General features: G+C 67.0%; 25 protein-coding genes. 15 read left to right on the top strand and 10 right to left on the bottom strand.

Features of this window, described 5'->3' with window-relative positions; genetic code table 11:
- Positions 1-10: 10 nt before the first annotated feature.
- From BFE01S_RS16390 to BFE01S_RS16345, 10 genes are all read right to left on the bottom strand, one after another.
- Positions 11-1,126 (bottom strand): electron transfer flavoprotein subunit alpha/FixB family protein, encoded by a 1,116-nt coding sequence (locus BFE01S_RS16390; RefSeq protein WP_028226456.1) that lies wholly within the window; start codon positions 1,124-1,126, stop codon positions 11-13.
- Positions 1,123-1,971, bottom strand: coding sequence for an electron transfer flavoprotein subunit beta/FixA family protein (locus BFE01S_RS16385; RefSeq protein ID WP_028226455.1), 849 nt, complete (start codon positions 1,969-1,971; stop codon positions 1,123-1,125). Before BFE01S_RS16385 ends, BFE01S_RS16390 begins: the two co-directional genes overlap by 4 nt.
- Positions 1,972-1,985: 14 nt before the next feature.
- The gene (gene nifW, locus BFE01S_RS16380) at positions 1,986-2,324 is read right to left on the bottom strand and encodes a nitrogenase stabilizing/protective protein NifW (protein ID WP_028226454.1); all 339 of its coding nucleotides are present in this window, start codon (positions 2,322-2,324) and stop codon (positions 1,986-1,988) included.
- 528 nt (positions 2,325-2,852) lie between these two features.
- Positions 2,853-3,989: a homocitrate synthase gene (gene nifV, locus BFE01S_RS16375; RefSeq protein WP_028226453.1), complete on the bottom strand. Its 1,137-nt coding sequence runs from the start codon at positions 3,987-3,989 to the stop codon at positions 2,853-2,855.
- A 194-nt stretch (positions 3,990-4,183) separates the two neighbouring features.
- A complete protein-coding gene (locus tag BFE01S_RS16370; protein WP_028226452.1) occupies positions 4,184-4,519 on the bottom strand; it encodes a 2Fe-2S iron-sulfur cluster-binding protein in 336 nt (111 codons plus the stop codon).
- A gap of 12 nt (positions 4,520-4,531) precedes the next feature.
- Positions 4,532-6,406 carry a Fe-S protein assembly chaperone HscA gene (gene hscA, locus BFE01S_RS16365; protein WP_028226451.1) on the bottom strand — a complete coding sequence of 625 codons (1,875 nt, stop codon included), beginning with the start codon at positions 6,404-6,406 and terminating at the stop codon, positions 4,532-4,534.
- A 33-nt stretch (positions 6,407-6,439) separates the two neighbouring features.
- The gene (gene iscA / locus BFE01S_RS16360; RefSeq protein WP_028226450.1) at positions 6,440-6,763 is read right to left on the bottom strand and encodes an iron-sulfur cluster assembly protein IscA; all 324 of its coding nucleotides are present in this window, start codon (positions 6,761-6,763) and stop codon (positions 6,440-6,442) included.
- A gap of 8 nt (positions 6,764-6,771) precedes the next feature.
- Positions 6,772-7,146, bottom strand: coding sequence for an iron-sulfur cluster insertion protein ErpA (erpA, locus tag BFE01S_RS16355; protein ID WP_028226449.1), 375 nt, complete (start codon positions 7,144-7,146; stop codon positions 6,772-6,774).
- A gap of 29 nt (positions 7,147-7,175) precedes the next feature.
- Complete coding sequence (gene iscU / locus BFE01S_RS38885; protein WP_042337759.1) at positions 7,176-7,637, bottom strand: Fe-S cluster assembly scaffold IscU; 462 nt, start codon at positions 7,635-7,637, stop codon at positions 7,176-7,178.
- Positions 7,638-7,675: 38 nt separating this feature from the next.
- Positions 7,676-8,914 carry an IscS subfamily cysteine desulfurase gene (locus tag BFE01S_RS16345; RefSeq protein ID WP_028226448.1) on the bottom strand — a complete coding sequence of 413 codons (1,239 nt, stop codon included), beginning with the start codon at positions 8,912-8,914 and terminating at the stop codon, positions 7,676-7,678.
- A 289-nt stretch (positions 8,915-9,203) separates the two neighbouring features.
- On the opposite strand from BFE01S_RS16345, the gene nifA reads away from it, so the two are divergent.
- From nifA to BFE01S_RS16270, 15 genes are all read left to right on the top strand, one after another.
- Positions 9,204-10,910: a nif-specific transcriptional activator NifA gene (nifA, locus tag BFE01S_RS16340; protein ID WP_028226447.1), complete on the top strand. Its 1,707-nt coding sequence runs from the start codon at positions 9,204-9,206 to the stop codon at positions 10,908-10,910.
- Between the two features lie 289 nt (positions 10,911-11,199).
- Positions 11,200-12,789 carry a nitrogenase cofactor biosynthesis protein NifB gene (nifB, locus tag BFE01S_RS16335; RefSeq protein WP_028226446.1) on the top strand — a complete coding sequence of 530 codons (1,590 nt, stop codon included), beginning with the start codon at positions 11,200-11,202 and terminating at the stop codon, positions 12,787-12,789.
- Between the two features lie 49 nt (positions 12,790-12,838).
- The gene (locus BFE01S_RS16330; RefSeq protein WP_028226445.1) at positions 12,839-13,033 is read left to right on the top strand and encodes a 4Fe-4S binding protein; all 195 of its coding nucleotides are present in this window, start codon (positions 12,839-12,841) and stop codon (positions 13,031-13,033) included.
- A 70-nt stretch (positions 13,034-13,103) separates the two neighbouring features.
- Positions 13,104-13,508 carry a HesB/IscA family protein gene (locus BFE01S_RS16325; RefSeq protein ID WP_028226444.1) on the top strand — a complete coding sequence of 135 codons (405 nt, stop codon included), beginning with the start codon at positions 13,104-13,106 and terminating at the stop codon, positions 13,506-13,508.
- Between the two features lie 17 nt (positions 13,509-13,525).
- On the top strand, positions 13,526-14,104 hold the full coding sequence (locus BFE01S_RS16320) for a tetratricopeptide repeat protein (RefSeq protein ID WP_042337758.1): 579 nt from the start codon (positions 13,526-13,528) through the stop codon (positions 14,102-14,104).
- Positions 14,101-14,931: a 4Fe4S-binding leucine-rich repeat protein gene (locus BFE01S_RS16315; RefSeq protein WP_028226442.1), complete on the top strand. Its 831-nt coding sequence runs from the start codon at positions 14,101-14,103 to the stop codon at positions 14,929-14,931. Before BFE01S_RS16320 ends, BFE01S_RS16315 begins: the two co-directional genes overlap by 4 nt.
- Positions 14,924-15,286 (top strand): nitrogen fixation protein NifZ, encoded by a 363-nt coding sequence (locus BFE01S_RS16310; RefSeq protein WP_028226441.1) that lies wholly within the window; start codon positions 14,924-14,926, stop codon positions 15,284-15,286. Before BFE01S_RS16315 ends, BFE01S_RS16310 begins: the two co-directional genes overlap by 8 nt.
- On the top strand, positions 15,283-15,561 hold the full coding sequence (locus BFE01S_RS16305; protein WP_028226440.1) for a nitrogen fixation protein NifZ: 279 nt from the start codon (positions 15,283-15,285) through the stop codon (positions 15,559-15,561). The genes BFE01S_RS16310 and BFE01S_RS16305 overlap by 4 nt, the downstream gene beginning before the upstream one ends.
- Positions 15,558-15,962: a DUF3024 domain-containing protein gene (locus tag BFE01S_RS38880; protein WP_245621113.1), complete on the top strand. Its 405-nt coding sequence runs from the start codon at positions 15,558-15,560 to the stop codon at positions 15,960-15,962. The genes BFE01S_RS16305 and BFE01S_RS38880 overlap by 4 nt, the downstream gene beginning before the upstream one ends.
- Before the next feature lie 22 nt (positions 15,963-15,984).
- A complete protein-coding gene (locus tag BFE01S_RS16295; protein ID WP_028226439.1) occupies positions 15,985-17,136 on the top strand; it encodes a cysteine desulfurase family protein in 1,152 nt (383 codons plus the stop codon).
- 30 nt (positions 17,137-17,166) lie between these two features.
- Complete coding sequence (gene nifT / locus BFE01S_RS16290) at positions 17,167-17,385, top strand: putative nitrogen fixation protein NifT (protein WP_028226438.1); 219 nt, start codon at positions 17,167-17,169, stop codon at positions 17,383-17,385.
- 1 nt (position 17,386) lies between these two features.
- Positions 17,387-17,668, top strand: coding sequence for a hypothetical protein (locus BFE01S_RS16285; protein WP_028226437.1), 282 nt, complete (start codon positions 17,387-17,389; stop codon positions 17,666-17,668).
- A complete protein-coding gene (locus BFE01S_RS16280) occupies positions 17,655-18,818 on the top strand; it encodes a DegT/DnrJ/EryC1/StrS family aminotransferase (RefSeq protein WP_028226436.1) in 1,164 nt (387 codons plus the stop codon). Before BFE01S_RS16285 ends, BFE01S_RS16280 begins: the two co-directional genes overlap by 14 nt.
- A gap of 12 nt (positions 18,819-18,830) precedes the next feature.
- On the top strand, positions 18,831-19,682 hold the full coding sequence (locus tag BFE01S_RS16275) for an SIR2 family NAD-dependent protein deacylase (RefSeq protein WP_028226435.1): 852 nt from the start codon (positions 18,831-18,833) through the stop codon (positions 19,680-19,682).
- Positions 19,683-19,727: 45 nt separating this feature from the next.
- Positions 19,728-20,024, top strand: a complete 297-nt coding sequence (locus BFE01S_RS16270) for a 2Fe-2S iron-sulfur cluster-binding protein (protein WP_028226434.1) — start codon at positions 19,728-19,730, stop codon at positions 20,022-20,024.
- The last annotated feature ends 26 nt before the right edge of the window (positions 20,025-20,050 follow it).

Below are 20,050 nucleotides of genomic sequence, written 5' to 3'. Positions count from 1 at the left end.
CGTGTTCTCCTCACGCGGCTGCCTTGCCGCGCAGCGCCAGGTGGTCCGCGAACGCCTGCGTCAGCGCCGGGAGCACCTGCAGGGCATTGCCGACGATGCCATAGTGCGCAAAGTCGAAGATCGGTGCGTTCGGGTCGGTGTTGATCGCGACGATCACGTCCGAACTTTCCATGCCGACGCGATGCTGGATCGCGCCGGAAATTCCGGCTGCGATATAGAGCTTCGGCCGCACGGTCTTGCCGGTCTGTCCGACCTGGCGATCGGCCTCGACCCAACCGGCCTGCACACAGGGGCGCGTCGCGCCGACTTCGCCGCCCAGCACGCGCGCCAGTTCGAAGACGAGCCGGAAGTTCTCCGGGTTCTTGAGCCCTTTGCCGCCGCTGACGATCACATCGGCGTAGGGCAGGTTGATGCGGTTGCTGTTTGCGTCGGCGATGAAATCGAGCAACTTCGTCACGATGCCGGACTCCGCCATGCCGAGCGTTGCCTGCACGATTGCTCCGCTGCGGCCGCTCTGCGCGTGCGGCATCGCCATCACGCGCGGGCGCACGGTCGCCATCTGCGGGCGGTACGCAAGCGTCATGATCGTGCATAGCAGCGAGCCGCCGAAGGTCGGCCTCGTCGCGGCGAGCGCGCGCGAAACCGGGTCGATGTTGAGTTCCGTGCAGTCGGCGGTGAGGCCGGTCGCGAGCGTCGTGGCGACCGAACCGGCGAGATCGCGGCCCATCGAGGTCGCGCCGAGCAGCAGGATCTCGGGCTGGTACTGGTTGACGAGGTCGGTGAGTCCTTTCGTGAAAGGCTCGTTGCGATAGCCGAGCAGCACCGGATCGTGGATCAGATAGGCCTTGTCCGCGCCGAAGCCGAAGGCCTCGGCGGCGAACTGTTCGAGCGGCTCGTCCGGGCCGCCGAGCGCCACCACGGCGACGTCGCTGCCCAGCTTGTCGGCGAGCTTGCGCGCTTCACCGAGCAGTTCCCACGAGACGCTGTGCACATGGCCGCGGTCATGTTCCAGAAAGACCCAGACGCCCTTGTAGACCTTGAGGTGTTCGGGCAGTTCGAGATTGCGGCCGCCCGCTCGTTTGGCGGGCGCGGCCGGCTTGGCGTCGGCGGCGGCAGGCGAGTTCATGAGGTCCCCTTCATCAGCAAGTCCGCCTCCAGTGTCGGATGGCGGGTGAATATCTTCTGCAACAGGTTCAGCGACACATCGCGCAGGCTCGAAATGTCCAGTTCCAGCATCTCCGCCTTTTCGCTGCGCGGCGTCGGTCCGAAGACCTTGCTGACCACGGTCGGCGAGCCTTTCAGTCCGATCTTGCTGACGTCCTCGATGCCCGCCTGTTCGCGGTTCCATTTGCGCACGGGAAAACCGGCGGCATGGATCATCGCGGGCAGTGTCGCGAAGCGCAGCTCGTTGGTGTTCTCCAGCATCGTCACGAGACAGGGCAGCGCGGTTTTCAGCACCTGTACGCCGCCTTCCGCGCGGCGCTCGACGACGATCGTGCGGGCATCGAGGTCGGTCTCGACGATTTTCGACACGTAGGTGAGTAGCTGCAGCCCCATGCGTTTGGCGATGCCGGGGCCGACCTGGGCCGTATCGCCGTCGATGGTCTGCTTGCCGGTGAACACGACATCCACCGCCTGTTCCTTCCCGATCTGGCGGATCGCGGCGGCGAGCGCATACGAGGTAGCGAGCGTGTCGGCGCCCGCGAATGCGCGGTCGGTGACGAGCACGGCGTCGTCCGCGCCATAGCCGATGCATTTGCGCAGCGCGTCCTCGGCTTGCGGCGGTCCCATGCAGAGCATCGTGACCTTGCCGCCGAAGCGGTCCTTCAGCCGCAGTGCCTCTTCGAGCGAGAACAGGTCGTAGGGGTTGACGATCGCCGGCACGCCCTGGCGCATGATGGTGTTGGTGACGGGATGAACCCGGATCTGCGCGGAATCCGGAACCTGCTTGATGCAGACGACGATGTGCATGATGGCGCTCCAGGTCAGGCGGCGTCGCGCGTCGGCAACGACGCGCGCAGGTTGTCGAGAGAGACATGCTGGCGGCCGTCCACGTCCTGGAACACCTTGAACACCTTCTCGTCGGCGGGCGTGGACGAGACGAAGTCGCTGTACGCCTTCAGCAGCAGACCGTGATAGACCTTGAACATGGCTGTTTCGTTGTTCTGCGGCATCGCTTCCTGTTGCCGGATGTACTGGAAGAAGCGCTTGAGAATGTGCAGACGGCTGACGTTCACCACTTTCTCGTCGAACGGAATGCCGAAGAAGTGCAGGAAGTCCTCGGCCGACGAGAGGCGTTTCAGTTGCTCGATGAATCCTTGCATGTCGTTACTCCCCACTGGACATGTCGGGCGGTGATGAAAAATGCGCGCTTGGCGTGCAGCGGTCGTCGCAGCCGACGCGGCACGGGGCAGCAACCGCTGCGGGACCCGCTTGCGCGGCCTGTTCGAGATGCGCCACGCGCTCCAGCAGGCAGGCGAGCGCCTTGCCGACGGGTCCGGAATCAGATGGTGATTGAGGTCGAAGCCGTAAGGAGCCGCTCTTGCGCGAGGGGCCACGACGCGCCCCGGGATGCCGGCCACGGTCGCCCCTTCCGGCACCGGACATGCGTGCGACGCACGACAGCCGGCGTGGCGCGTAGTGCCAGCCGCGCGACCACAACGCATGGGCGATACGGCAGGCCGCCATGGCGTGCACGCCGGGATAGATCGTCCACGCCTCGAACCGGCTACGGGCGGCCGGGTCGCGCTGAGCGACGCAGTGCACGTCGCGAGGCAACCGCGGCCACCATGAGGTGTTCGACCTGGCCGTGTCCGTGGGTGCAGGTTCCGGCATGAAGCGGCGATAGTCGCTCACGAGACCTCCCCGAACGTTTCGCTGGCTTCGGACAGAAAACGGTAGAGGTCGCTTGTGCTTGGCGCCTGTTTGTACTGCGTGGCGTACTGGCGGATCCGCGCGAGCAGCATTGGCAGGATGCGCTCGGCTACGTGTACACCGAGGGCGCCGTAGGCTTGTCGAACGCTTTGGGATCCTGAATGCTTGCCGAGCACGACAGAACGCTGCCGGCCGAGTTCGGCCGGGTCGAAGCTTTCGTAGGTCGCGGGATGCTTCGCGATGCCGTCGGCGTGAATGCCTGACTCGTGTGTAAACACGGCGCTGCCGACGATGCTCTTATTGAACGAGACCGTCCTGCCCGACGCGCTTTCGACGAGCCGCGAGATGCCGAGCAGCGCGGTCGTGTCCACGCCAGTGTCGCGTCCCAGCAGATGCCGCGCGCCCATGACGATCTCTTCGAGCGCGGCGTTCCCGGCGCGCTCGCCGAGGCCGTTGACGGTCGTGTTCGCGTGGGTCGCGCCCGCGCGCAGCGCGGCGAGCGTGTTGGCCGTGGCGAGCCCGAGGTCGTCGTGTGCGTGGATCTCGATCTCGATGTCGACGGCGTCGCGCAGTCTTGCGATGGCGTCGTAGGTCGAGAACGGATCGAGTACGCCGAGCGTATCGGCGAAACGCACGCGTTGCGCGCCGTGCTGCTGCGCGCAACGTGCGACGTCGGCGAGGAAGGCGGGGTCCGCGCGGGACGCGTCTTCCATCCCGAGCGAGATCTTGCGGTCGCTTTTCGCCGCTGCGGCGATCACGCGCGCGATCTGCCCGAACACCCAATTGCGCGGCTGACGCAGCTTGTATTGCAGATGGATGTCCGAGACCGGAATCGACAGATGCACGATGTCGGGATTGCAGCGCAGCGCAGCGGCGAGATCGCCGTCGGTCAGGCGTCCCCAGACCATCAGACCGGCATCGAGGTTCAGGTCGACGATCGCGCGGATGCTGGCAATCTCGTCTTCGCCCATGGCCGGAATGCCGATTTCGAGTTCGGCGACGCCGGCTTTCGATAGCGCCGTCGCGATCGCGCATTTCTCCTCGCGCGTGAACGCGACGCCGGCGGTCTGTTCGCCGTCGCGCAGGGTGGTGTCGTTGATGATCGGGACGGACATGTGTGTGGTCTCTCAAGTTGTCGCCATGAGATTTGCAAGGGTTGTGCCAGCAGCGCTTTGCGGCTGGACGCAGGCTTGTGGCCGCGATTAGACGACGCGGATGTCGCGTATGAAGGGCGTGTTGTGGGGTTGCGCGTGTCGCGAATGTGCTGTTCCGGACAGCGTGAACAGGCGTTCTCGACCGGATGGCGGTGTCAGCGCTCGCGCGCGAAGTTGCGCGTGTGCTTCGGCAATGCGATGGTCAGGTCTGCATCGCGCAGCTTCACGCAGCACGCAAGGCGCGATTGCGCGTCCAGGCCCCACGCGTGGTCTAGCTGGTCGCACTCCTCATCATCGGGCGCGGTCAGCGAAGCGCCGCCCGCGCGCACGTAGACGTGGCAGGTCGCACAGGCGGCCACCATTTCGCAGGCATGTTCGATGGCAATGCCCGATTCGAGCAGGCCGTCGCACAGCGATGCGCCGCGTTTGACCTCGATTACGCGTCCTTCGGGGCACAACTCGGCATGAGGAAGCACGTGTACGCGTGGCATGATGGGATCCGTTCAGGCGAGACTGTCGAGTGTGCGGCCCGCGAGCGCCTGACGAATTGATGCATTCATCCGGCGTGCGGCGAATTCAGCGGTAGCGTGTGAGAGCGTTTCGGCTGCCGCGCGCAGCGCATCGAGCGGTACACCGACTTCGAGCGCCTCCGCCACGCCGAACAGGCTTTGCCGGATCGCGGCGAGCTCCGTTTCCGGGAGCAACGCGGCGTCGGCGGCCAGCGCCGTTTCGGTCGCATCCAGCAGGCGCCTGGCGTCGACTTGCGCTTCGCGCAGCGCGCGCAATTGCATGTCGTCGAGCGAGGTGTCGAAGGCCGCTTTCAGCATCGCGGCGACCTGCGCGTCGCTCAGGCCGTACGAGGGCTTGACCTCGACGTGCGCTTCGGTTCCGGTCGTCTGCTCCCGGGCGGTCACGGCGAGCAGGCCGTCGGCGTCGATCTGGAACGTCACCCGAACGCGCGCGGCGCCCGCGACCGCGGCGGGAATGCCGCGCAATTCGAAACGCGCGAGCGAGCGACAGTCCGCGACCGATTCGCGCTCGCCCTGAACGACGTGGATCGACATTGCGGTCTGTCCGTCCTTGTACGTCGTGAATTCCTGCGCGCGGGCGACGGGCAGCGTCGAGTTGCGCGGAATGATCTTCTCGACGAGACCGCCCATCGTTTCGAGCCCGAGCGACAGCGGACAGACATCGAGCAGCAGCCAGCCGTCGCCGTTGCCGTTTCCCGCGAGGACGTCCGCCTGCCTGGCCGCGCCGAGTGCGACGACCTGGTCGGGATCGATGTCCGCGAGCGGCTCGCAGCCGAACAAGCCGCGCACCGCGTCGCGCGCGAGCGGCATGCGGGTTGAACCGCCGACCAGCACCACGCCGTCGATATCGGCGCTGTGCAACCTGGCGTCGCGCAGTGCGCGGCGTGTGGCAGCGATGGTCCGGTCGATCAGCGGCTGGCAGAGCGCGCCGAATACCGCGCGCGACAGCGTGCGCTGCCAGGTGGCGCCGTCGGGCTGCGTCAGCGCGACCTCGACCGTGTCCGATTGCGACAGTGCCTCCTTCGCGGTGCGCGCCGCCATCAGCAGTGTGCGCTGCTCGCGCGGCGCGAGTGCGGCAACGCTGGCGACGCCGTGTGCGTTGCACAGCCAGTGCGCCACCGCGTGATCGAAATCGTCTCCGCCGAGCGCCGCGTCGCCACCCGTGGCGAGCACTTCGAAGACGCCCTTCGAGAGCCGCAGGATCGAGATGTCGAACGTGCCGCCGCCCAGGTCGTAGACCGCGAATGTGCCTTCGGCCGCGCGGTCGAGCCCGTAGGCCACGGCGGCGGCGGTCGGCTCGTTCATCAGCCGCAGCACGGTGAGTCCGGCGAGTCTCGCTGCGTCCCTGGTCGCCTGGCGTTGCGCATCGTCGAAGTAGGCGGGCACGGTGATCACCACGCCCGCGAGTTCGCCGCCGAGCGCGGCTTCGGCTCGCGTGCGCAGCGCGCGCAGGATTTCGGCCGAGACCTCCACCGGCGAGCGCTCACCCGCGGCCGTCGCGACGTGCACCATGCCGGGCCGGTCGACGAAGCGATAAGGCAGCGCGTCGGCATCGGGCAGATCGGCAAGACGCCGCCCCATGAAACGCTTCACCGAGACGATGGTGTTGGCCGGATCGTCGGCTTGCTGCATTTGCGCCTCGCGTCCCACGCGCGCTTCGCCTGACGCCAGATAGCGCACGACGGAAGGAACGAGCGGCGAGCCTTCCGTGTCCGGCAACACGCGCGCCACGGCGCTCTGGACCGTGGCGACGAGCGAGTTCGTCGTCCCGAGGTCGATGCCTGCCGCGAGCCGGTGCTGATGCGGGGCGGCGGCGCGGCCGGGTTCAGCGATCTGTAGCAGGGCCATGTCGATATCTTCCCGGCAGATGGACCGGAAGGCTCAGACCGCGAAGCTTTCTCCGCATCCGCAGTTTGCCTTCGCGTTCGGGTTGTGGAACTTGAAGCCTTCATTCAGGCCTTCGCGCACGAAATCGAGTTCGGTGCCGTCGAGTATCGGCAGGCTGCGTGGATCGACCACGATCGTCACGCCATACGCCTCGAAGCACTGGTCCTCGACGTTCGGTGTATCCACGAATTCGAGCGCATACGCGAAACCCGAGCAGCCGCTCGTCTTGACCGCGACGCGCAGTCCGACGCCGCTGCCGCGCTTTTGCAGCGACCTCGCGACGTGCCGCGCCGCAGCCGGGGTGAGAGAGACGGTCATGGCGGGCCTCACACGGAGAAGGAGCTGCCGCAGCCGCAGGTGCTCTGGGCGTTCGGGTTCTGGATGACGAAACGCGAGCCTTCGAGGCTGTCTTCGTAGTCGACGCGCGCGCCCAGCAGATACTGCTGGCTCATCGCATCGATCAGCAGCGTGACGCCGTCGGTGACAATCTGCATGTCGTCTTCGGCGACCTGGTCGTCGAACGAGAATCCGTACTGAAAGCCCGAGCAGCCGCCGCCGGACACATAGAGTCGGAGCTTGAGCCGGGGATTGCCTTCTTCCTCGATCAGCGACGCGACCTTGGCGGCCGCGCGCGCGGTGAAGTCCAGGAAGGACGGCGGGGATTCGGGAGCGGCCGTGGCCGCTTGCTGGAGTGTTTCCATCGTGCTTGTCCTCGTTCGGGTGAGTGCGTTCAGTTCGTGCCGGACGTGCAGGCCGGCTGTTCGGTCGTGAATTCGACGCTGTCTCGCGCCGCCATTTCGTCAGGCTCGGCCGCGCGGCGCCGCGCGCGGAAATCGGCCACGGCGGCCTTGATGGCATCCTCGGCGAGGATCGAGCAATGGATTTTCACCGGCGGCAGTGCGAGAGCTTCGGCGATCTGCGTATTGCGGATCGTCATCGCCTCGTCGAGCGTCTTGCCCTTGACCCATTCGGTGACCAGCGAACTGGACGCGATCGCCGAGCCGCAGCCATAGGTCTTGAACCTCGCGTCCTCGATCACGCCCAGGCCGTTCACGCGAATCTGCAACCGCATCACGTCGCCACAGGCGGGCGCGCCGACCATGCCGGTGCCCACCGCGTCGTCGTCCTTGCCGAACGAGCCCACGTTGCGCGGATTTTCATAGTGATCGAGAACCTTGTCGCTGTAAGCCATGATGTGCTCCCTGGTAGCGTGCCGGACGGGGCTGGGCATCAGTGCCCGGCCCACTGGACAGAATGAAGATCGACGCCGGCCTGCGCCATGTCCCACAACGGACTCATGCCGCGCAGCCGTTCGACCACGCGTGTCACCTGCGCAATGGCGAAATCGATCTCCTCCGCCGTCGTGAAGCGCCCGGGCGAGAAACGGATCGAACTGTGCGCGAGCGCGTCGTCGCGTCCCATCGCGCGCAGCACGTAGCTGGGTTCGAGGCTCGCGGACGTGCAGGCCGAACCGGAAGACACCGCGATGTCCTTCATGCCCATCAGCAGCGATTCGCCTTCGACGTAGCGGAAACTGACATTGAGGTAATGCGGTGCACCGCGCGCGAGGTCGCCGTTGACCTCGATTGCGTCGATGGCCTGCAATCCCGCCCACAGCCGGTCGCGCAGCATGCGGATGCGCTCGTTGTCGGCGCGCATGCTCTTGCGGGCGAGCCAGAATGCCTCGCCCATGCCGACGATCTGGTGCGTCGGCAGCGTGCCTGAACGCATGCCGCGCTCATGCCCGCCGCCGTGCATCTGCGCGTCGATGCGCACGCGCGGGCGGCGGCGCACGTAAAGCGCGCCGATGCCTTTCGGGCCGTAGATCTTGTGCGCGGAGAACGACATCAGGTCGACCGGCAGCGCGTCGAGGTCGATCGGCACTTTGCCGGCCGCCTGCGCAGCATCGACGTGCAACAGCACGCCGCGCGCGCGGCACAGCGCACCCAGCGTGGCGATGTCCTGCACGGCGCCCGTTTCGTTGTTGACCAGCATCACCGACGCGAGCACGGTGTCGGGCCGCAGCGCGGCCTCGAACACAGCCGGGTCGACGAGGCCGTCCGGCAGCACCGGCAGCACGGTCACCTCGAAGCCTTCGCGTTCGAGCTCGCGCATCGTGTCGAGCACGGCCTTGTGTTCGGTCGCGAGCGTCACGAGGTGCTTGCCGCGCGAGCGGTGGAAGTGTGCGGCGCCCTTCAGCGCGAGGTTGTCCGACTCGGTCGCGCCCGAAGTCCAGACGATTTCGCGCGGGTCGGCGTTCACGAGGCTGGCCACCTGCTCGCGGGCGAGTTCCACGGCTTCGTCGGCGGCCCAGCCGAACGCATGCGAGCGGCTCGCCGGGTTGCCGAAGATCTGTGTCATATAGGGCAGCATGCGCCGCGCGACGCGCGGGTCCACCGGCGTGGTGGCGGCGTAGTCCAGATAGACGGGCTGAACGCGGGATTCGGGATCACGGGTGGCATCCGGCATGGCGGGCTCCCTGGCAGCGGTGGATGGAACAGGCAGGCGAAAATTCGCAACATCCATGCCACGGCTTTTTTTAGCCGGCTATCGTTGTCTTCTGGCGCGGGGTGTATTTTTTTGTACGTAACCGGCACCGGATTGCAGTTCAGGTTTGTTGCGTTTGTCGGCTTTGTCGGCTCGCCCTGCAATCTGACGAGGCGCTTGCCCGGTATGGGCTGAATCTTGCTTTATCGGGATTTGTGCTGCTGTTGCGCCGTGGTGCCTCGACCGGGCCACAGCACGAGCGGAGGGATTCATGCAGAAGTCAGGTGCAGGCGAGGCCCGTCGTGAGCTCGACGCGGTCTATGAAGTCAGCAAGACGCTCGTGTCGTCGCTGGATGTCGCACAGACGTTCCGCACGTCGCTGCAGTATCTCCTGAACGCGCTCGACTGGCGGCGTGCCTTCGTCGTGGTAGCGGAATCCGACGGCGAGTTGCAGGGCATGTGCAGCGCCGGCCTGTCGAGCGACGAGCATCGGCGCATCCGGTTTCATCCGGGAGAGGGCATCGTCGGACGCGTGTTCAAGAGCGGCATGCCCGCGGTCGTGCCGGACGTGCGCGACGAGCCCGTGTTTCTCGACCGCACCGGCAGTGCGGGCGAGCCCGGCGAGTTCGGCGACGCACGCGTCGCGCTGCTCGCGACGCCGATCCGGGTGGAGCGCAATACGCTCGGCGTGCTCGCGGTGTTCTGCATCAATCCGGGCGGCACGCGCATGTTCGCGGGCGACCTCGATCTGATGAAGATCGTCTCGACCTTGATGGCGCAGGCGCTGCTGCTTCATCGCAGCGTGAGCGCCGCGCACGATCGCATGCAGGAAGAGGTCCGGCGCATGCAGAAGGCGATTCGCCCGGCGCCGCCGCTCGATCACGTGGTTGGCGTGTCCGAGCCCATGCAGCGCATCTTCGAGCAGGTTCATCAGGTGGCGCCCGCGCGCACCACCGTGCTGCTGCGCGGAGAAAGCGGCACGGGCAAGGAAGTGATCGCGCGGGCGATTCACCGCCTTTCGCCGCGCAGCGAGCAGGCGTTTGTGTCGGTCAACTGCGCGGCCTTGACGGAGTCGCTGCTCGAAAGCGAACTGTTCGGTCACGAAAAAGGCGCTTTCACCGGCGCGCAGGGCCAGCGCAAGGGCCGCTTCGAACTGGCTCACGGCGGCACGCTCTTTCTTGACGAGATTGGCGACATCTCGCCCTCGTTCCAGGCGAAGCTGCTGCGCGTGCTACAGGAGCGCGAGTTCGAGCGGGTCGGCGGCGCGTCGGCGGTGAAAGTCGACGTGCGGCTGATTCTCGCCACGAATCGCAATCTCGAACGCATGGTGAAAGAAGGCGAATTCCGCGCCGACCTCTATTACCGCATCAACGTGGTGAGCATCCAGTTGCCGCCGCTTCGCGAGCGGCGCGAGGACATTCCGGCAATGGCGGAGTATTTTCTCGATCGCTTCAACCGCGACAATGGCCGTGCGCTGCACTTCAGCACGGACGCGATGCGCGTGTTGACGAGCTGCTACTGGCCCGGCAACGTGCGCGAGCTGGAGAACTGCGTCGAGCGCACGGCAACGATGACGCATGGCGACCTCATCGACCGTCTCGCCTTTCTGTGTCAGGAAGATCAGTGCCTGACGCGGGTGCTGCATCACATCGAGCGGGAGGACGCCGTGCGGCCGGCGCGTCTCGCCGAGATTCCGATTCGCGAGATTCCTGGCATACCGGGCATACCGGGCGGTGGGCCGCACGAAGACGATTTGCCGTTCGCGTTGCCGGACGATCTGGCCGACGACAGCGTCGCCGACGGCTTTCATCCCGGCGATGGGGACGAAGGCAAGCCGGAGGGCGAGCGCGAGCGGCTCATCTGGGCAATGGAGCGCTGCGGCTGGGTTCAGGCCAAGGCCGCGCGCCTGCTCAGGATTACGCCGCGGCAGATCGGCTACGCGCTGCACAAATACGGTATCGAGGTTCGGCGCTTCTAGCTCGTCGCTTTCGCCGCTTCTCCTTCGGCGGCCCTTCACGCTCCACCGGCGGCCGGCTACGCCGCGATGGTCCGTGTCTTTACGCAAATTCCATAGCATGACGAAATAATGTTGGCTTTGTCGCAACCGCGACAGAAACCGGCGGCCTCGTTGAGTTTGCGTGTCTGCTCGCGCAACAAAGCGCACGCGCGATTCGCCCAAACCCGCGTCCAGACGGGCTTTGCACTAATGGCATGAATCTGGCTTTTATCTCCTGCACGTAGTCACGTCCGGTTGCGAGGAGATATCCATGCAAGATAACGCGAGTGCCAGCATGCTGGCCGCCGCTGCCTATATCGGCATCGGCCAGATCAAGCCTCTGGGGACGGCCGTCGACGCGCCGGCTGCCGGAGGCGGTTGTGGTTCGCAAGGCGGCGACGGCAAGGCCAGTTGCGGTTCGTCGGGCGGTCCCGACGACATGCCTCCCGAGGTTTGGGAGAAGGTCAAGAACCATCCCTGCTATTCGGAAGAGGCGCATCACCATTACGCACGCATGCATGTGGCCGTCGCGCCTGCCTGCAACATCCAGTGCAACTACTGCAACCGCAAGTACGACTGCTCGAACGAGTCGCGCCCCGGCGTGGTGTCGCAAAAGCTCACGCCCGAGCAGGCCGTGAAGAAGGTGGTCGCCGTCGCGAGCGAGATCCCGCAGATGACCGTGCTCGGCATCGCCGGCCCTGGCGATTCGCTGGCCAATCCGAAGAAAACCTTCGACACCTTCCGCATGCTTCAGGAGCAGGCGCCCGACATCAAGCTGTGCCTGTCCACCAACGGGCTCGCGCTGCCGGATCTCGTCGACGAAATCTGCCAGTACAACATCGACCACGTGACGATCACGATCAACATGGTCGATCCGGCCGTCGGCGAAAAAATCTACCCGTGGATTTTCTGGGACCACCGGCGCATAACCGGCTACGAAGCCGCGCGGATTCTGCACGAACGGCAGATGAAGGGCCTCGAGATGCTGACCGCGCGCGGCGTGCTCACGAAGATCAATTCGGTGCTGATTCCGGGCATCAACGACGACCACCTGATCGAGGTGAACCGCGAAGTGAAAAAGCGCGGCGCGTTTCTGCACAACATCATGCCGCTCATCTCGGAGGCGGAGCACGGCACGCACTTCGGGCTGACCGGCCAGCGCGGGCCGAGCGCGCAGGAACTCAAAACCGTGCAGGACGCGTGCATGGGCGGCGCGAACCTGATGCGCCACTGCCGCCAGTGCCGCGCGGATGCGGTGGGGCTGCTCGGCGAGGATCGCAGCGAGGAATTCACGCTCGACAAAATCGAGCAGATGGAAGTGGTCTACGACCTCGAGCGCCGGCGCGAATACCAGAGCCGCGTCGAGGCCGAACGCGAGGCGCAGCACGCGGCGAAGCAGGAAGCGCTGGCCGCCGCGCAGGCGATCGACATGGCCGACGATCTGAAGGTGCTGGTCGCTGTCGCGACGAAGGGCGGGGGACGCGTGAACGAGCACTTCGGCCATGTCACGGAGTTCCAGATTTTCGAGGTGAGTGCAACCGAGGCGCTGTTCGTCGGCCATCGTCGCGTGGATCTGTACTGCCAGGGCGGCTATGGCGACGACGAGCAGTTGCCGTCCGTCGTGCGCGCGATCAACGACTGTCATGCGGTGCTGGTCGCGAAGATCGGCGCGTGCCCGCGCGACGAACTTGCGCAGGCGGGCATCGAGCCGGTGGACCAGTACGTTGGCGAGTTCATCGAGAAGGCCGCGCTCGCATGGTTCAACGATTACCGCAGCCGGGTCGCGAGCGGTGCGATCACGCACGCGGACCGCGGCGACGCCGCGATCCGGCAGGGCGCGTTCACGGGCGCGGCGGCCTGAAGACTGCGCTGAACGCCCCCCACGATCATTCATTGCGAGGAGTATCCCCATGAGCCTGAAAATCATTGCGTCCACCTGCACCGGCTGCTCGGCGTGCGAGCCGGAATGCCCGAACGTCGCCATCAACGAGAAGGGCGGCGTCTTCGCGATCGACCCGAAGAAATGTACGGAATGCGAAGGGCATTTTGATAGCCCGCAGTGCATCGCCGTTTGCCCGGTGGACGGCTGCATCGTTCACGCCTGATCCACGGTGCGCGCCGCGTATCGAACGACGCGGCGCGAGCCCGACAGCATAACTGGAGAAGATTCGCATCATGCTGCCCAACCTTACCGTTACGCCGGCCGCCGAGAAGTTCATGCGCCGGATCGTGCGCTTTTCCGGCCTGCCTGCTGGCGCAGGCTTTCGTTTGTTCGTGAGCCCCGGCGGCTGCTCGGGCTACAACGCCGCGTTCAGCGCGGAGGCCGCGCCGCAGGCGGGCGAGCAGGTGCTGGAAATCAATGGACTGCACCTTTTCCTTGCGGCGCAGAGCCGCCTGTTGCTCGATGGCATGACGATCGATTTCGTCGAGACGGCGACCCAGTCGGGCCTCACCTTCGCGAGCCCGAACCAGGCGCCGTGTGCGTGCAGCAGCGCGGGCGCGAGCGAGCCGGGCGTCGCGCGCATCGACGTGGGCGCGATCGGACGCGGGCGTCCACCGTTGCCGCCGCAGGCATCGTGAAACCGGCCGGTGCGACGATGCAGACGCTGACGCCCGCCGCCGACGCCATGGACGACGCGCTCGCCCGCTTCGCGCAGTCGGCGCTCGGCGGCGGCCTTGCGTCCGAGGCGGCGCAACTCCTGGCCGAAGCGGGCCGCGTGCGCGAGCGGCCGGCCGAAGCGCTCGGGCTGCTGGAGCGGGCGCGCGCCGTTGCCCCGGCTCACCCGGCGCCTCTGATCGCGCTCTACCGGTTTCACTTCTATGGCCATCGGTTGGCCGACGCGCGCGCGGTGGGCGAGGATGCGCTGTCGATTGCGCGATCCGTGCTCGGCGCGGATTTCGGGCGCGAGCCGCCGTCGCGCGATGCCGTGCGCTACGACGCCGCCGTGCGTTTCTATCTGTTCACGCTGAAGGGGCTCGCGTATCTGCACATGCGTCTGGGCGAACTGGCACGGGCGCGGGCGCTGCTAGCAGAACTGCGAAGCCTCGACCCGGAAGACCAGGTTGGCGGCGCGGTGCTGCTGCATGTACTGATGCACCGCGAGGACGACATCGACGGTGACGGAGCGGGCGTGCCGCGTGCGTATCCGGCGCGCGGCTGGGCGGTGCCGTCATGAACGCGCGCCGCGCCGTGCACGCGCCATCGGGCGACATCCCGCCTTGTCACTGGCAAGGCGGCCCGGTCGACTGCGCGGCCTGCGCACATCGGGGCTTGCGCGAGATGCCGGACGGGGCAGGATGCGAGCCCGGCCACGCGTGCATGCAGGATGCGTACGCGCGGCGCATCGACCGCTTTTTCCGCTGGCATCCGGAGCTCGGCAATGCGCATCTCGATCATCCGTATTTCGAGGTGCGCGCGATAGCCGCGCGCCATGCCGATGTGTTCAGGCTGCCCGCACTGATCGACGACGCCGACGAGACCGTCCGCCTGCAAATCGCGCTGCGCCTGCCGCAGGCGCATCTCGCGCGCATGGCTCGGGACCCGCACCGTGAGGTGCGGATTCGCGTCGCGCAGCGGCTCGAACCGGCGGCGCTGGCCCAGCTGCGCACGGATAGCGATTATGGCGTGCGCGAGTGGGTGGCGCGGCGTCTGCCTTCGGGGCTGTTGCCGTTGATGGCGCAGGACCCGGATTGGGTCGTGAGAATGCGGGTCGCCGAACGCATTGAGATGCCGGCGCTGCTGCGCATGGCCGACGATGGAGAAGCCGAGGTGAGGCGCATCGTGGCGACACGCCTGCCGCCCGCGCTCGCGACGCGCTTTTTCCACGACGCCGACTGGCGCGTGCGCTGGGAAGCCGCGCGGCGCGCCCAGCCCCACACGTTGACGCCGCTGCTGACCGATCCGGACGACGAGGTGCGCGCGCTAGCCCGGCAGCGCAGCGGAGCGCCCCCCGACGTCCGCGACGCTGCGATACGGCCTTGCGCGGGAGCGAGCCATGGGTGACATCAACCGGGACGACGACACGGTCGAGATCGCATTCCCGCCGCGTTTCAGCTTCGGCGAGCGCGTGATCGCCCGCTCGGCGATTCGCAACGACGGCACCTACACCGGCAAGGATATCGGCGAGGTGCTGGTGAGCAAGGGCGACGTCGGCTACGTCACGAGCATCAACACGTTCCTGCAGCAGTTCTACATCTACGCGGTGGACTTCGTCGAAACCGGTCATCGGGTGGGCATGCGCGCGAAGGAGTTGTGCACGCTCGATCACCTTCCGGACGACGTGCTCGAGCGCTTCGGCGAGCGCGCCGCCGCGCTGCGCACGATCGGCACGGGCAGCGACGAGGGGACGGCGCGATGAGCATGGAACCGATTGAGCCCGCCTACGCGTGGGGCATGCGTGTGATCGCACTCGACGATCTGTGCAATGACGGCAGCTATCCGGACCGAGGCGTAGGCGAGTGCCTGGTGATTGCGGGCGCGGTGGGCGAGATCGTCAACGTGGGGAGGGTGGTCGAGAGCGGCGAGCCGGTGTATCTCGTCGAATTCGGCCGCCGCGTCGTCGGCTGCACGGAAGACGAGATCGCGCCCGCGCCCGCCGGGCTGCTACCCGAGGAAGGCGAGGTCGAATCATGACGACGCCGACGACATGGGGCGAAGGGTGCGGAGAACCATGCGCACGGAACGCGCCGTCCGCCGCGCATGTTGCCGATGCGGGCGACGCACGCGTGGCCGATTTCACGCAGCGCCAGATCGAGCGCGCGCTGCGCAACCGCGTGCGCTACCGGTACGTGCGGGCGCGTGTCGCGCGGGAGCCCGAAGGGTATCGGATCGAAAGCCCGTGCTGCTCGCGCAACGTCGACCCGGCGGGCGGCGTGATCGACATTGCGTGGCTCGCGCGGGACGAGGACGGCCAGTGGCATCTGCATGCGCGGGACCACGCCGCGCGCCGCTGGGTGGCGCAATACGCGAGTCACGACCTGGCCATGCTGCTGAACCGTCTGTGCGTGGATGCCGCGCGCGTGTTCTGGCCTTGAAGTACTGACGACGGAGCCCGCGATGATCTACCTCGACCACAACGCGACGACGCCGACCGCTCCCGGCGTGGTGCAGGCCATGCTGTCGGTCATGACCGATGTCTGGGCCAATGCGTCCTCGCAGCATGCGCTGGGTCAGCAAGCCAGACGCGCGCTCGCGGCGGCGCGCGCGACGGTCGCGCGCGTGCTGGGCTGCAAGCCGTCGGAGGTGATCTTCACCAGCGGCGCGACCGAGGCGAACCATCTGGCCGTGCTGGGCCTGCATGCGGCGGTCCAGGAGCCGGGCCGCCGCCGGATCGTGCTGAGCGCGGTCGAGCACGCGGCGCATCTTGCGCTGGCGCGCGTGCTGATCGAGCAGGGCGTGCCGGTCGACTTCATCGGCGTGCACGCGGACGGCACGCTCGACCTCGATAGCGCCTCGCGTCTGATCGGCCCCGACGTCGCGCTGGTTTCGCTGATGGCGGCGAACAACGAGACCGGCGTGCTGATGCCGGTCGAGGCAGTGCATGCGCTCGCGCATGCCGCTGGCGCACGGATGCATGTCGATGCAACGCAGGTAGTCGGCAAGGCGCCGTTCCACTTTTCGCGGCTTGGCGTCGATGCCGTTTCGTTGTCGGCTCACAAGGTTCGCGGACCGAAGGGAATCGGGGCATTGCTGCTGCGCCAGGGCACGGCATTGCAGCCGCAGATGCAAGGCAGCCAGGAGCGGCGCAGGCGCGGCGGCACCGAGAACCTGGCCGCCATCGCGGGCTTCGCGGCCGCACTCGACGCGCTAGGCGATGTCGCCGCGAAGGCCGCCCACACCGCGAAGCTGCGCGACGCGCTCGAACGCGGACTGCGCGATGCGCTGCCCGGCGTGCAGGTGTTTTCCGCCGCTGCGCCGCGGCTCGCGTGCACGAGCTACTTGCGTTTTGGCGTGTTGCCGGCCGAGGTGGTGCTGCATCGGCTCGAACAGATGGGCGTGTGCGCGTCGTCCGGTTCGGCATGCGCGTCGGGCGGCAGCGAGCCGTCGCATGTGCTCGCCGCGATGGGCGTGCCGCGCGACGAAGCGCTGGCGGCCGTGCGCCTGTCGCTCGGCGAGGCGACGACCGCGCACGACATCGACTATCTGCTGGCGGCGTTGCCGCCTTTGCTCGCGCCGCTACTCGAAAGCGAGGCCGTCCGCGCGGCCTGAATTTTTTCCAGGAACCCAGGAGCTACCGTCGTGAAAGTCATGATCCGCAGGGACAGCAAGGGCACATTGAGCGCGTACGTGCCGAAGAAGGATCTGGAGGAGCCGATCGTCTCGATGGCGCGGCCCGAGATGTGGGGCGGGCTCATCACGCTCGCGAATGGCTGGCAGCTCGAACTGCCCGCGATGGCGGACGACACCGCGCTGCCCATCACGGTCGAGGCCCGGCGCGTGGCGAACGGCGAGGACTGACATGGCGCTCGATACCGATCAGATCCAGGCGATCGCCGAGGTGCTCGGCACCGCGCCGACGCTGCTGGACGCGGCGGCGAGCTTGCGCCAGCGTTTTCCGGCGGTGCGTGCCGTGCGGATCAGCGCGGCCGAGATGCGGGATGAAACGCCGGCGCTCGAGGTGGGCGGCCGCCGCGTCTATTTCGCCATGTCGGACGGGATGTGCGTGTCCGTCACCCGCGAGGCCAGCGAAGCCGTCATGGTCATCTTCACCGAAGACGGAGCCGCGCATGGAGATCGATGAGATCGCCCTGAGCGAACCGGCCTGCGGCGCGCGCGAAATCGAACTCGTCAACGCCGTGCTGCAATCGCCGCGCTGGAGCAGCGGCCCGATGCTCGGATCGTTCGAGGCCGCATTTGCCGGCTGGAGCGGCCGCGCGCACGCCGTCGCGGTGGCGAGCGGCACGCTCGGCACGTGGATCGCCTTGCGCGCGCTCGGCATCGGTCAGGGTGACGAAGTGATCTGCGCCTCGCACACCTGGCATCAGGTGGCGCAGGCGATCACGCTGGCGGGTGCGACGCCGGTGTTCGCCGATATCGACTACTGGAGCGGCTGCCTGAACGTCGCGAAGGCCGAACAGAAGATTGGCGCACGCACGCGCGCGATCCTCGCGGGCAACACCAACGGGCATCCGGCCGCCTGGGGGCCGTTGCGCGCGCTGGCCGACGCGCATGGCCTGCGGCTGATCGAGGACAGCACCGAGGCGCTCGGCTCGCGCTACATGGGCCGCGCGGTCGGGTCTTTCGGCGATGTGTCGGTGTTCGACTTCTCGGCGCCGTCGGCGTTGTGCGCGGGAGAAGGCGGGATGCTCGTCACCGACGACGAGCGTCTCGCGCACGAACTGCGCTATCTGCGTCAGCGGCGGATTGCGGACCGCGGGTCCGTGTCGGTCGGCTCCCGCGTGCCGATGCAGGCGGGCATGAGCGAGCTGAGCGCCGCGCTCGGGCTGGCGCAGCTCGCGGGGCTCGACGAGCGGCTCGCGCAGCGCAAGCAGGTGGAGGCCTGGTATCACGAAGCGATGCAGAGCTTCGAGGGCATCAAGCCGCCGTATCTCGCGGAGGATGTCGAGGAAGTGCACTGGATGCTCTATGTCGTGCATCTCGGCAAGCGCTTCACGCAGAGCGCCCGCGCGCAGATGATCGACGACATGCAGGCGTGCGGCATCGAAACGGCCGCGTACAGCCATCCGCTACACGAGCAGTTCCACTACATGAACGCCGCCGATGCCATCGGACGCCGGCGCGGCACGTTGCCCGATACGGAGCGCATCGGCGACCGCGCGCTCGCCTTGCCGCTGCACACGCTGCTCGACGCGGATCAGGTCCGCTACATCGTCAAGACGCTCAAGGACACCGCGACGAATGTCGGCGCGGGCGCCGCCATCTATTTGTGAGGGATCGCATTCATGAGTCTCGCTTCATTTTCCGTCGAGAGCATCGCCAGCCGGATCGGGGATGGCGCCGTCATTCCGTATCTCGGTCCGGGCATGCTCGCGCTGTGCCCGGACGCAAGCGTGCCCGCGACCACCGTCGCGCTCGCGCAGTTGATGACCGCGAAAGTCAGCGTGCCGCACAAGATCCGCAACCGGCTCACGCAGGCCGCGCAGTTCATCGAAAACTTCAAGCACCGCAAGTCGGTGGTGAGCCTTGTGAACGACGCGTTTGGCATGACGCCGACACCCTCGGCGCTGCACCGGGCGCTTGCGTCGAGCGGCGCGGGGCTGTACGTCGACAGCTGGTATGACGACACCTTCGCGGCGGCGCTGGCCAGCGCGCGTCCGGGCGGACAGTGGGCGCAGGTGCAAGGGCTGTCGCAGTCGGAGCACTTCGGACAGTGGTTCGGCGCGTATGACGCGCTTGGCGCGCCGCTCGCCGACGTGCCGGAGTCGGGTGCGCTGCTCTACAAGCCGATCGGCGCGCGCGCGCCGGCGTCCAACTATCTGGTGTCGGACAGCGACTATGTCGAGGTGCTGACCGAAATCGACATTCAGACGCCGATTCCGCCCGCCGTGCAGGCATGGCGCACGGGACGCAGCTTTCTGTTTCTCGGCTGCCGTTTCGACGACCAGCTCGCGCGCAGCTTCGCGCGCCAGATCATGAAGCGCTCGTCGGACGTGCATTGGGCGGTGCTGCCGGACGAGCCCACCCGCATGGAGGCGCGCTTTCTCGACGAGCAGCGCATCACCCGTATCGCGTCCCCGCTTGCGACGTTCGCTGACGAACTCGTCAGCGCATTGCGGCCGGCGATGGCCGCCTGATTTTGTCTCCGTTTTTTTCGCCCCTTCCTTTCCACAAGAAACATCATGACGATACTGACCGTACTGCCTTCGGGCAAGACCTATGACGCGACGACCGGCGCCACGCTGCTGAAAGCCCTGCTCGATGCGGGCGAACCCATCGCGCACAAGTGCGACGGCAAGGCCGAATGCGGAGCGTGCCACTTGTTTGTACAGGAAGGGCGCAAGAGTCTCTCGAAGATTCAACGGATGGAGAACGAGAAGCTCGACTCGATTGTCGGTGTCGGGTCGAAGTCGCGCCTCGCGTGCCAGGCGGTGCTCGGCGAGGAGCCCGTGACCGTCGAGCTGCTAGGCTTTGTCTGATGGGACATCGGCGATGACCGCCACCG

Source organism: Paraburkholderia ferrariae NBRC 106233, assembly GCF_000685035.1.
GTDB lineage: Bacteria > Pseudomonadota > Gammaproteobacteria > Burkholderiales > Burkholderiaceae > Paraburkholderia > Paraburkholderia ferrariae.
Note: the sequence above shows the minus strand (reverse complement) of the source record. Positions and strands in the feature narration are given on the sequence as shown.